This window comes from Exiguobacterium sp. Leaf187, assembly GCF_001423925.1.
Classification (GTDB): domain Bacteria; phylum Bacillota; class Bacilli; order Exiguobacteriales; family Exiguobacteriaceae; genus Exiguobacterium_A; species Exiguobacterium_A indicum.
In genome coordinates this window covers 284,212-296,940 of the sequence record NZ_LMPR01000009.1, presented here as the reverse complement: position 1 = coordinate 296,940, position 12,729 = coordinate 284,212, and the positions used below count along the sequence as shown (strand labels likewise).

At 46.5% G+C, this 12,729-nt stretch carries 11 protein-coding genes and 1 pseudogene; 9 read left to right on the top strand and 3 right to left on the bottom strand.

Annotated elements, in window-relative coordinates; genetic code table 11:
- Window positions 1–3: 3 nt before the first annotated feature.
- Window positions 4–1,614 carry a nickel ABC transporter substrate-binding protein gene (gene nikA, locus ASF99_RS05425; RefSeq protein ID WP_055967482.1) on the bottom strand — a complete coding sequence of 537 codons (1,611 nt, stop codon included), beginning with the start codon at window positions 1,612–1,614 and terminating at the stop codon, window positions 4–6.
- A 255-nt stretch (window positions 1,615–1,869) separates the two neighbouring features.
- Between nikA and ASF99_RS05420 the strand changes: the two genes are divergently transcribed.
- The gene (locus ASF99_RS05420) at window positions 1,870–2,427 is read left to right on the top strand and encodes a hypothetical protein (RefSeq protein ID WP_055967479.1); all 558 of its coding nucleotides are present in this window, start codon (window positions 1,870–1,872) and stop codon (window positions 2,425–2,427) included.
- A gap of 56 nt (window positions 2,428–2,483) precedes the next feature.
- Here the strand turns inward: ASF99_RS05420 and ASF99_RS05415 are convergent, their stop codons facing one another.
- Window positions 2,484–3,440, bottom strand: coding sequence for a sensor domain-containing diguanylate cyclase (locus ASF99_RS05415; RefSeq protein ID WP_055967477.1), 957 nt, complete (start codon window positions 3,438–3,440; stop codon window positions 2,484–2,486).
- A gap of 386 nt (window positions 3,441–3,826) precedes the next feature.
- On the opposite strand from ASF99_RS05415, the gene ASF99_RS05410 reads away from it, so the two are divergent.
- From ASF99_RS05410 to ASF99_RS05375, 8 genes are all read left to right on the top strand, one after another.
- Window positions 3,827–4,819, top strand: a complete 993-nt coding sequence (locus ASF99_RS05410) for a siderophore ABC transporter substrate-binding protein (protein ID WP_055967474.1) — start codon at window positions 3,827–3,829, stop codon at window positions 4,817–4,819.
- Window positions 4,820–4,839: 20 nt separating this feature from the next.
- Window positions 4,840–5,835, top strand: a complete 996-nt coding sequence (locus ASF99_RS05405; RefSeq protein WP_055969444.1) for an ABC transporter permease — start codon at window positions 4,840–4,842, stop codon at window positions 5,833–5,835.
- The gene (locus ASF99_RS05400; RefSeq protein WP_055967471.1) at window positions 5,832–6,896 is read left to right on the top strand and encodes an iron chelate uptake ABC transporter family permease subunit; all 1,065 of its coding nucleotides are present in this window, start codon (window positions 5,832–5,834) and stop codon (window positions 6,894–6,896) included. Before ASF99_RS05405 ends, ASF99_RS05400 begins: the two co-directional genes overlap by 4 nt.
- Window positions 6,893–7,645 (top strand): iron ABC transporter ATP-binding protein, encoded by a 753-nt coding sequence (locus ASF99_RS05395; protein WP_055967468.1) that lies wholly within the window; start codon window positions 6,893–6,895, stop codon window positions 7,643–7,645. Before ASF99_RS05400 ends, ASF99_RS05395 begins: the two co-directional genes overlap by 4 nt.
- A 143-nt stretch (window positions 7,646–7,788) precedes the next feature.
- Window positions 7,789–8,256 (top strand): site-2 protease family protein, encoded by a 468-nt coding sequence (locus ASF99_RS17765; RefSeq protein ID WP_055967466.1) that lies wholly within the window; start codon window positions 7,789–7,791, stop codon window positions 8,254–8,256.
- Window positions 8,257–8,613: 357 nt separating this feature from the next.
- The gene (locus ASF99_RS05385; protein WP_055967463.1) at window positions 8,614–9,720 is read left to right on the top strand and encodes a citrate synthase/methylcitrate synthase; all 1,107 of its coding nucleotides are present in this window, start codon (window positions 8,614–8,616) and stop codon (window positions 9,718–9,720) included.
- Window positions 9,721–9,745: 25 nt separating this feature from the next.
- On the top strand, window positions 9,746–10,690 hold the full coding sequence (locus tag ASF99_RS05380) for a helix-turn-helix transcriptional regulator (RefSeq protein WP_055967460.1): 945 nt from the start codon (window positions 9,746–9,748) through the stop codon (window positions 10,688–10,690).
- Window positions 10,691–10,765: 75 nt separating this feature from the next.
- Window positions 10,766–11,404, top strand: coding sequence for a type 1 glutamine amidotransferase family protein (locus tag ASF99_RS05375; RefSeq protein ID WP_055967457.1), 639 nt, complete (start codon window positions 10,766–10,768; stop codon window positions 11,402–11,404).
- Window positions 11,405–11,847: 443 nt separating this feature from the next.
- On the opposite strand, the pseudogene ASF99_RS05370 reads toward ASF99_RS05375, so the two are convergent.
- Window positions 11,848–12,729, bottom strand: a pseudogene (locus tag ASF99_RS05370) (IS3 family transposase); the annotation flags it as partial.

The window sequence follows — 12,729 nt, the reverse complement described above, 5'->3', positions numbered from 1 at the left end:
CCTTTACTTAATTCCGATTCGGGCAAATGGACTCTCATCCCGGTTCGCCGGGAACTGGAAGTTCGTCACGTCCGACTGATAGACCGCCATCTTCTTCAAGTACGAAATCGGAATCAATGCCCCTTGATCTTGGAGTGATGGCAGAATGTCGGCGTACATCTTCTGACGCTTCGTCTCGTCTGTCGTCTTCAAGACATCTTTGATCTCTTGCAACAGTTGTTCTTTATTCGGATAAGCCGAAATCGCTTCTTTGAAGCCGAAGCCATCCGTATCAATCAGGTTCACGAACGTATGCGGATCATACGGTGCACCGAAGTTGCTGTAGAAGTTGATGTCAAATCGGTTGTCCTTGAAGCGCTGGACTTGATCCGGTAATTCGACAGCTTCCGTCTTCAGCTCGACGCCGATTTTCGACCATTCCGACTGCAACGTTTCGGCCATCGCCTTTTGGACCTGCTCGGCCGCATCATACATCATCCTGATTTGCAGCGGTTGCCCGTCCTTGACGCGAACCTTTTCACCTTTCGGCAGTTTCCAACCTGCTTCATCAAGAAGACGATTCGCTTCCTTGACGTCATAATCCCGTTGCTTCACTTTCAGGTTCGACGTGTACGGCATGTTCGGTGGCAACAGGTAGTCAGCCGGTGCTTCTATTCCCGACGTGATCCCTTCGACGAGAGCGGCTTTATCAAACCCGTGCTGGAGCGCCTGGCGGACGCGTTCGTCAGACAGACGCTTATTTTTCGTATTCAAGACGAGGAGACGCGTCGCGACTGGTTCGGACATCTCTGTTTTGTAGGATTTATCCGTCTTCAACTGATTGAAGGCATCGATGCTGATCGCCCCTTCACCGTAAATCAGATCAACCTGTCCTTTTTCGAGTGCTAAGACACGCGTTTCCGCGTCCGGGATGATGTCGACCTTGATGTGATCGATGTTCGGCTTCGGACCCCAGTAGTTCTTATTGACCTTAAACGTCGCATACTGATCCGGTTTGTATTCGTCAAGCATCCATGGACCTGTCCCGACTTCTTTTTTGACACCCTTCGACGTATCGCCGTTTTCCGGGAATCCCGCTTCTCCGAGGAAACGGACCGGGCGGACGACCGCGAGCTCTTGAATCGTCGGGTAATAGGCTTCAGATAATGTCAGGCGGAACGTCTTCGCATCGACGGCTTCCGTCTTCTCGATTTTCGTGATGAAGCCAAGCCAGCTATGTAAGGCTTTTTGTTTGAGGATCGCGTCAAAATTCTTTTTGACGATCGCTGCGTCAAACATCGAACCGTCCGAGAACTTGATGCCGTCACGGAGCGTGAACGTATACGTTTTTCCGTCTTCAGAAATCTTCCAAGACGAGGCTAAGTATGGCTCGAGCTTTCCACCTTCTCCGTAGTGGACGAGTGGTTCATAGATCATTGACTGTGCGAACAGTTGTGATGGGTTATAAACGTGCGGGTTCATCGTTCCGACGTCGCGTGGCCACGCGAGCGTCAATGTATCTTTATCTTTTCGCTCTCCTGTCGACTCGCCCGGGTTCGAGCAGCCGATCAATAAAGATGTCAAAGACAGGATCGAGACGGTAGAAATCAGTAATTTTTTACGGTTAACGTTCATGGTAGGCAGAACTCCCAACTTGTATTGATAATCATTTTCAATTGTATGAGGGAAAGGGAAGGATTGTCAATGGATAATCTAGATGTTAACTGGACGTACAGGCGCTTTTTGACAGGATTTCCACGCTTAACTGAGTAACATTCTGTGTACGTCTCTTGTTTGTAAATAATTGTAATCAACTGTGTTAAACGGTATCCTAGTTTGTATGCTGCATTTCTTGTCTAACGAAATCAATTGCACGGAAAGGATGATAGGATGTCACGACTGGTTTCCTCCGTCTCGCTTGTTTTGCTCAGTCTGCTCTTAGTGCTCCCTTTACTGATGATCGATGGACTGATTTTATACGTCGGAGATGTGTCCTACGACTCGTTCGTTGGTTGTCTAGTGTTTCTCGTATGTTTCTATCTCGCTAGCCTGGTCGTCAGCGTCGTCTTCGACGGGATGATGCGTGCGCTTGGCGGACTGTTCAAGCGTCGTTTCTCGAACATACTGTTTGCTGTCGTGAACGGTTCCGTCAGTTTGAGCGTCTTACTTTGGATGGACCTCTACGTTGCGTCGATCACGATTTCTCTCGCGACAAAAGTCGTGCTGGTATCTGTACATACGGTATTGTTTTACCTGATTCATCAATCGAGCGATTCGACTGCTTCGTCTTCTGAAGGCAGCGCACAACATGAGCCAATCGTCCAAGAAGCCATCCGCTTGTTAGAAGATGTCGATCCCGTGACATGTGTCGAACAGTTATGTCTCAAGTACCCTGATCTTCCGAAAAAGGACATCATTCGGATCGTCTATCGTCTTCATGGCAACTAAAAAGACCTGAATGTTTCTGAGAAGATTCAGAAGCGTCAGGTCATTTTTTATTTCTTTCATTTCTTCGCCAACTCATAGAACTGATACGTATTCTTTCCTAACGACTTAGCGGCATATAGCGCGGCATCTGCCTGTTGTAACAAGGCTTGCAACTCTGGACGGTACTCACCGTCATACATCACGATCCCGATGCTCGTCGACACCCGGTAGTCCGTTTTCCACTCACTTAACGCGGTGACGATCTGCTCCGCAAGTCGTTCCCAGCCTTCCCTCGAATCAGCATGTCCAAAATGCAGAATGAACTCATCGCCTCCTAGTCGCACGGCTATCGCATCATCCTGTTCACGTACGAATTGTCGCAAGCGTTGTGCGACTTCTTGCAGGACGATGTCCCCCGTCTCGTGTCCATAAACGTCGTTGACCTGCTTAAAGCCATCTAAATCAAGGAAGAAGACGGCTCCTGTCTGCCCGCGATACTCCTCGAACTGTTTCGTTAAGTACCTCCGATTGTGCAGTCCTGTCAACGCGTCTTTCCAAGCATGACGCTCGAGCTCCAAGTAGTACAAAAACAACCGGACGATGCGTTGCAATAGCTGAATGTTCTTTTGCTCATACAAGCTGACCTGATTATTGATCGCACATAACGTTCCGAACGTCTCACCGCTCGTCAAGACGATCGGAATACCTAAATAGGACCGAACGTGAGCCTCCTCCAGACCTTTTCGCCAGTCGCCGAGTTGTTCCGCGTTCGGAATATCTTCGAGGACGACCGGCTGTTTCGTCTCGAAATCAATCAGTTTACATAACGATTGGTTCAATTCAAGCTGCATGCCTTCCACCATCGGGATATCCGCTTTATCGTTCGCGATTTTCAACATCCGTTGTTGCCCTGCTTCGATCGCTGATAAATACAGCATCTGGTCCGGTAGAATCTCTTTTGCGAAATCGAGGACATCATCTGCGAGCTCATCAAAATTTTGATACATCTTCAAGTCTTCGAATGGTTGATTCATACAGCACCTCATTTCGAAGTCATCTTCTGTAGCGTCTCTGATTTAAAAAACGAAAAGGTTACATTTATTACCACTTTCTCTTTTTTCAGTCACCTAAACCTCTTTTCGTCAAAAGCGTCCAATGTTCCTACTTCCAGTCCTAAATGAGAAAGATTATCATTTTTTTATTTTCGTATAGTTTATAGAAGGTAAAAATTCAGACAGCCATTTGGCTGGAAATTAGCGTTGCGTCTTCCAAAATCGTCTGCTATCATTCTCGGTGAACATGACAATGATAATCATTATCACTTATTGAGAGCAGATTAATCACGTAGGTATACATAATCCATCTGCTACTCAATCCGTGATCCATGTTTATCAAATTGAACAAGAGGAGCTGAATCATCATGGGGACATGGAAAACACCACTCGTCGTGAGTTCGCTTGCTGTCTTATTGGCGGCATGCGGGAACGCAGGAGAAGCAGACACGAAGAAGGACGCAGAAGCACCGAAGACAGTCAAAATCAAGGACGCACACGGAACAGTCAACGTCCCGGTCGATCCGAAAAAAGTCGTCGCACTCGACAACCGAACGTTCGAGACGCTTGCCGCATGGAACGTCGAACTCGCAGCAGCACCAGTCGGACTGCTCCCGGCTGAATCACCATACGCAAAAGACAAGGATATCGTCGATGTCGGCATGCACTTCGAACCGAACCTCGAAGCGATTGCTGGTGTCAATCCAGACGTCGTCATCGTCGGCCAGCGTTTCGCTGATCATTACGAAGACATCAAAAAACTCGTCCCGAACGCCGCTGTCATCGATCTTGACATCGCTTTACCGGAAGACTCCGGTACGCCAGGTGAGTTACTCGTCAAAGGACTTGAAGATACGACTGAAACACTCGGACAAATCTTCGATAAAAAACAAGAAGCGGACCAGCTCGTGACAACGCTTGAGCAATCGATCAAAGACGTTAAAAAATCGTATAACGGACAGGACAGCGTCATGTCGGTCATCGTCTCAGGCGGCGATATCGGATTCTCGGCTCCGATGAGTGGACGTGTCTTCGGACCGATGTATGATCTGTTCGACTGGAAACCAGCCCTCGAAGTCAAACAAAAATCGGGCAACGACCAAGGTGATGAAGTCTCGGTCGAAGCGATTGCTCAAAGTAACCCGGACTGGTTACTCGTCCTTGACCGCGACGCACCACTTGGAAACGCTGAAGGTGCCGTACCGGCGCAAGATGTCATTGACCGTGCGCCTGCCCTGCAGAAAACAAAAGCAATCAAAGACGACAACATCGTTTACGCACCAAAAGACACGTACTTGAATGAATCGATTCAGACGTACTCTGAATTCTTCACTAACATCGCGAAAGCGCTCGAGAAGTAATGGCACACGCACAGCAACAAATGAATGGAAGAGTTGAGCCACCCGCTCGACCTTCCTTTTCTGTCGTTTGGACGAAGCCGTTCGTCTTGACCTTATGTCTCGTCTTAGCGCTCGCAGCGGCTTCCCTCTTCACGGGCGTCTACGAACTACGGAGTGCAGCGAACGATTTCGATATGTTCTGGATCACACGTGTTCCGCGGACACTCGCCTTGATGCTGACGGGTGCTGCGATGGCAATGGCTGGACTCGTCATGCAACTGATCACGCAAAATCGGCTCGTTGAACCGACGACGACGGGAACGATCGAATGGGCGGGACTCGGACTGTTAGCCGTTTACTTACTCATTCCGGCACCGTCCTTGTTGATGCGGATGACCGGAGCCATCGTGTTTGCGTTCATCGGGACGATGGTCTTCTTCTGGTTTCTCCGTTCGGTCCGACTGCGTTCATCGTTGATCGTCCCAATCATCGGTCTGATGCTCGGAGCCGTCATCTCCGCGATATCGACGTTTCTCGGACTATTTTTCCGTGCCAGCCAAGCAATCGAAGGCTGGTTCGTCGGTTCGTTCGCGTCCGTTCAAATCGGTCGCTACGAATACCTCTGGATCATCATCGGTGTCACGGTCTGTATCTTCTTTCTCGCGAGTCGCTTGACGCTCGTTGGACTCGGCGAAGACATCGCGACGAGCCTTGGCGTCAACTACAATCGACTGATGCTGATTGCGACTGGGCTGATCGCCCTATCAGTCGGTGTCGTCGCGACCGTCATCGGCAATCTGCCCTTCCTCGGTCTGATCGTTCCGAACATCGTTTCGATGTTTCGCGGTGACGATCTCCGTAGTAATTTACCGTGGGTCTGTCTGATCGGGATGGCAACGATTCTAATCAGTGATCTGATTTCACGCACGATCATCCGTCCGTTTGAACTGCCGGTCTCCTTGATTCTCGGAACGGTCGGGGCAGCCGTCTTCATCATCATTCTGTTACGTCGACGGAAGACTGGAGGTGTCAGATGAGTACTGCGATTAAACAACAGGAACATACACGAATTCAACCGAGCGTTACACGTGAAACCAATCGCCGGGCGTCTGCGTTTCAGTCGAAACGACTCGAGCGCCGCTACTGGATTCTCCTCATTCTGTTCCTCAGCGGCGGAGTGCTCAGTACGATCGGTCTCTTGCTCTACAATAATCCGGTCCCGTTTGATTCTCCATCCTTTTGGCCGGTCGTCGAACGCCGAATTACCGCCGTCATCACGATGGCGATCGCAGCAATTTGTCAAAGTCTCGCGACCGTCTCCTTTCATTCGGTCACGAGCAACCGGATCATCACACCATCCCTGCTTGGTTTTGATGCTCTCTACTCGACGATCCAGACATCGATGATCTTCTTCTTCGGTGCGGGAGCACTCGTCGGCTTTACCGGCACGAGCGCCTTTTTGACACAGGTCGCGATCATGCTCGCGATGAGTCTCTTATTATACGGATGGTTGTTATCCGGAAAATACGCGAACCTGCAGCTGATGTTACTCGTCGGAATCATTCTCGGCACGGGTCTGAACTCGCTGTCGTCATTCATGCGAAAAATGCTTGCACCATCCGAATTCGATATCTTACAAGCACGATTATTTGGTTCGGTCACGAATGCCGACGCGTCTTACTTCCCGATTGTCATTCCGGTCGTCCTCATCGTCGGTCTATTGCTCTTCTTCTCGTCAAGACGACTCAACGTCGTCGCACTCGGTAAAGAGGTCGCGACATCGTTCGGCGTCAATCATCGTGGTAGTGTCATCTACTTCTTGATTCTGATTTCACTCCTTATGTCGATGTCAACGGCATTGATTGGACCGTTGACGTTCTTCGGCTTTTTAGTGGCGACACTCAGTTATCAGGTCGCTGCTACGTACGATCATAAATACGTCTTCCCGATGGCATTCGCAATCGGTTTCTTCGTTTTAACGACTGCCTATTTCTTCATGTATCACATTTTCAACACGCCAAGCGTCGTCTCCGTCATCATTGAACTGTTCGGCGGACTGATATTCCTTATCGTGTTGCTTAGAAAGAGGTCACTATGATATCACTTGAACAAGTTAAAAAATCGTATACGGATGATGTCCGAATCGGTCCAATTGATTTATCGATTCCTAAAGGCGGATTCACGGCATTGATTGGTCCAAACGGTGCCGGTAAGTCGACGACGTTGATGATGATCGGTCGTTTGCTTGATCTCGATGCCGGACAGATCGAAGTCGCTGGTATGGATGTGACAAGTAGCAAATCGAAAGACTTAGCGAAGATCATCACCATCCTGCGACAGGAAAATCATTTCGTGACCCGACTGACCGTCCGGCAGCTCGTCGGCTTCGGACGTTTCCCCTACTCGAAAGGTCGCTTGACGGCTGACGATGAGACGATCATCTCGAAATACATCGATTTTCTCGAGTTGACGTCGCTTGAGAACCGTTACCTCGATGAATTATCGGGCGGACAGCGGCAACGGGCGTATGTCGCGATGGTACTCTGTCAGGAAACGGAATACATTCTACTCGACGAACCCCTCAATAACCTCGATATCGCCCGCTCGGTCCAGATGATGGGGTACCTGCGACACGTCGCTGATACGTTCGGACGGACGATCATCACCGTCTTACACGACATCAATTTTGCTGCGAAATACGCAGACCACATTTGTGCGATGAAGGATGGACAAATCGCCGCCTTCGGAACGGTTGCCGAAGTCATGGATGAAGCGCTATTATCCGAGATCTTTGAGACACGACTTGAGATCATCGAAGGTCCATACGGTCCGATTGCCGTCTATTGATGCTGATAGCGAGTACCTAATATCTTTTTAAATCAATGAGCAAACGTCACACAGTGGTGTCGTTTGCTCATTTTCGTGTATACTCTCCTCTTGAAACCATCATCCATATTTTGTAACATGAGTTTATGAAAGGGTGACTGAATATGGATGTTTTACTCTACAACTTCATCATGTTTCTCTTCTATTTTCCTTGTTTGATTATTCATGAGTATGGTCATGCGTTCGCTGCACGATGTTATGGTATTCCGATTAAATCCATTGCATTAGGAAAAGGAAAACCATTTTTTCAACTGGGACATTTCTTTATTTCTAGAAAGTACATTTGGGAAGGGTTATATACTCCGGGCGGCCCTATCAGTACGTTAAATCGCACGCAAAAATCTTTTTATTATCTAGGTGGTGTATTGTTTAACTTCATTTGTGTTGTGATCGGGAGTCTGATCCTTTTTCTATTGCATAATGAAACAATACATTACATGCTACAAGCTTTCGTACGTATGTCCGCTATATTCGTCATTTTCAATCTATTACCACTTCGTTTATTTAGTGGATTTCCAAGCGATGGATTACAACTGATCTATCTATTTAAACGAAGAGATCATGCACAATGAATTAGGAGGATGATCTCTTCACATTTAATAAAAAAAGACTGGGACTGTGTAGATGTCCTAGTCTTTTTTTATGAGTACATCTAAAACATACCTTGGATTGTGATATGCATTTTGATAAAAGATAGTATGTACACATATAGTTACGTTAAGGTATGAGAAACTATAGAAAATCCAAGTGTCTCAAGAAACATTAGATTTATTGAAAAAAGATGGAACATTCGGCATAAACTGATGACTCCCACATACCTTAGTTTATACCACTCCTCAGAATAATTTTGTAAACGCATTCAAATTACTGGTGATTTAGTGGTAACGTACGTCATACTGACTGTAGGTAATAGAAAAGGAGTGTTGAAGATGGAATACAAAAAAGGACTCGAAGGCGTCATTGCCGCTGAAACACAAATCGGTTTAGTCGATGGAACGTTAGGTCACCTTATTTATCGCGGACACTGGGCAAAGGAACTCGCATTATCCTATTCATTCGAAGAAGTGGCGTATTTCATCTGGAACGGTGCGTTCCCGACTGAAGCGGAATTGGTCACATTCAAAGAACAGATGACAAGCTACCGTGAACTTCCTTCTTATATTAAGACGATTCTCGATACGTTGCCGAACGAGATGGATGTCATGAGTACGATGCGAACAGCGATCTCGGCACTCGGTACGCCCGCTTTCGCTTGGCCACCGACAATCGATCAAGCGATGCATCTAACAGCACTCTTGCCAACGATCATTGCCTATAAATATCAAAAAAATCAAGGTGCTGACTTCATCGAACCGAATCCGGAACTCGATCATGTCGCGAATTACATCTATATGATCAAAGGACAATTACCGAGTGACGTCGAGATAAAAGCATTGACGGCGTATCTTATCTTAACAATTGAACACGGTATGAATGCTTCGACGTTCGCTTCCCGTGTCGTCGTCTCGACGGAATCGGAAATAATTTCTGGCGTCTGTGCTGCGATTGGTTCCATGAAAGGACCGCTTCATGGTGGCGCCCCGTCAGAAGTCATTGAGATGATTGATGAAATCGGAACGATCGATAACATCGAACCTTGGATCCGGAACAAATTAGAAAAAGGCGAAAAACTGATGGGCTTTGGTCACCGTGTCTACAAAACACGCGATCCGCGTTCAGAAGCCTTAAAAGTCGTCTCAAAAGATCTCGCGCAAGAGAGCGATTGGTTCAACCTGATTACACAGATGGAGCAAACAGCGATCGATTTACTCGAGGAATACAAACCGGGTAGAAAACTGTATACGAATGTTGAATTCTTCGCGGCAGCCGTCTTAAAAGGACTCGACATTCCGAAAGAACTGTTCACACCGACGTTTACCTCTAGCCGTATCATTGGCTGGACGGCACATATCCTCGAACAATCGCAAGATAACCGGATCTTCAGACCACAATCGTCCTATACAGGACAGATGCCGGAACAAGCAGCTAAGTTTTAATGAATCATTGATTGGAGGACCTCTTTTGGCGAAAAGTGATCACCTATTAGCAATTCTTTGGATGCTTCAATCCGGAAAAAAAGTAACGGCTCAATACATCTCCGAACAACTTGAAATCAATATCCGGACCGTCTATCGATATATTGATACGCTTTCCGCAAGTGGTGTTCCGATTGTTGCCGAAGCAGGTCATCATGGTGGATACAGCTTGTTAACTCAATTCATAGAAGCACCTTTATTCTTCGATGCTGAAGAGCAGCAGTCTTTATATCACGCTGCTCTTTTTGCAGAAGAAGCCGGTTACTATGGTAATACAGCTTTAAAACGTGCGATTTCAAAAATAAAACAGCATGCTTTAAAACCATCGACAAATGCTCCGCTCTTGGATGTAATTCCCTATCAACCCGAAATGTCGTCGAGAGCCGAAATCTTGTTACGAGAAATCGATCAAGCCATTCGCAGTCGAACAACCATACATATTCAATACTGTCGCGCGAACAATGAAGATATTCAATCGCGTGACATCAATCCTTTTAAATTAACTTATTGGAAACACGCTTGGTACGTCACTGCCTTCTGTCAGTTAAGAGGAGCAATTCGTCATTTTAAAATCGACCGCATTCACATATTCAAAGTGACGACGGATCAATTCGATATTCCAGATGATTTCGATGTTCAGTCTTCTTTTATGACCGATTTACTACCAAATCCAAGAGAAACTCAAGGTGAACTAATCCTCTCCGGTGACACCTCTACTATCGATTCAATTTGCCAACACTGGTACTTTAAGCACTGTTTAATCGAACAAAATCAAAACCGTGCTGTTTTTATGATTGAGACGAGCGTTTTAGACGAACAAGTCCCGAGTCTCCTTATTGCTTATGGAACATCGATACAAGTCGTTTCTCCTGTTGAAATCAAAAGTAAAATCATTGATCGATTACACGAATTGATCGCTTCGCATCAATGATTTACTTTCACTGACAGTAGTTGTCAGGATAACCTTTCTATACTAAATGTATCTCATATAGTAAAGGAAGCGATTATCTTGACTCACACTGTCTATTTATATGTATTCGATTCAATTTCAGATTGGGAATACGGTTACGTGATGCCAGAGTTACATTCACGAAGATATTTCAAAACAGATGCTCCTCCATTCAATGTTGTTACAGTAGGACCCACGCTACACCCCATCACGACTATGGGCGGATTACGTATTTTACCAGATATCGCAGTTTCTCAATTAGAGCTTACTTTAAAAGATGCTTTGATCCTTCCCGGTGGACAGACGTGGCAAGAGACTCTTCATGATCCCCTACTGAGTAAAGTAGGCGACGCGCTGAGTAATGGAACGCTCATCGCTGCGATTTGTGGGGCGACTGAAGGGTTAGCAAAGAGCGGATTCTTAGATCAGCGGTTTCATACAAGTAACGATTTATCTTACTTACAATCCGTTTGCTCGAATTATTCCGGAGAATCTTTTTATCAACATACTCCAGTTGTCCGTGATGACTCGTTAATCACAGCGTCAGGAATGGCAGCATTAGAGTTTGCTTATGAAACGATTCGTGCACTCGATGTATTCACACCTGAAACGTTAGAAGCATGGTATAGTCTTCATAAGACGAACGAACCCACATACTTCTTTGATCTCATGGCTGCAACATCTATTAATCAGTGAAGATGTTATCTAAAATAAGCAGAATCGATAACATATGATTTTTTTCAAAAAACATCGATATAAAGAACGATTAAACGGCTTGATCCCTTTAACATTAAGGGTTCAAGCCGTTTATGTTTTATTATGATGTCTATTTTCTAGACGATTCTTCGTAGTTAAACAAGACACTTAATGAATAAGGATGTTGTTAGCTATTGACGTCAATCGTATCTTGAATAATGTAATAGAGAAAATCTGAGAACGATTTGAAAGCATCACGATCATCATAGTGTTCTTCCGGTACGTTCACTTCTCTATACACTACTTTAGGCTCACCGTTCTTGACATTTTTGAAATCGAGACGCGCATAAAATTCCTCAAGATCGTCAAAATAAAAAGCTACTAAATGTTTTGAATGAACTGAGCCCCGTAAAATGGATAGTTTAATAAAAAGACCACGTTTTCTATGCTGCGATCAGATGGTCCCGATATTGTTTAAGGGTCATCTTTTTTAGGTTCCATCGACCGCGTTCATAGTTGTAATAGCTGATGTAGTACCCGACCATCTCTCGGACCTCCTCGATTGACTCGCACGAACGGTTGGCGACATAGTCCTTCAAATGACCAAAGAACGATTCGATCGGTGCGTTGTCGAGACAGTTGCCCCGACGGGACATGGACTAAACCAATCCGAGGTCGCCAATGAGTCGCTGGTAGCCCGGATGGGTGTAGTGGAAGCCTTTGTCCGAATGAATCATCGCCTCGGGATGTCGATTCCCTGGAGATGCTCTTCGAGCTTTTTCATCGTCTGAAAGACGAGGTCCATACGAAGATCCGTGTGGATAGTTTGTATGCCACGATCTCGCGTGTGGCGACGTCCTTCACACAAGACAGATAGACGTTCTCGCCGTAGGCGATGGAGAGATAGGTGATATCGTTCACGAACACCTTCCCAGGCTCGCTCTGTCGGAACTCACGATTCAATCGGTTCGGCACGACGCGGTGCTCGTGCGTCGCCCGAGAGAGCTTGCGATACGGGTTCATCCTCCGGATTTTAGTAACGATATTAAATTTGCGCATCAGTCGGAGAATCCGTTTATGGTTAATCGGGAAACCGAGGGTGGCGAACACCTCCATGTACAGCACCCGATAGCCGACTTTGCCTTTATGGCTATCATGGATGCTCTTGAGGAGTGTCGCATCTAGATGATCACGCTCTTTCCGGAGGGAATCCGCCTCGGCACGGGTCAACCAAGCGTAATAGCCACTGCGGCTCACTCCGGCAATCTCACATAGTGGGCGGACGAGATTCTTAATCTGTGCGATGCGGATGACGGTGTTGATGA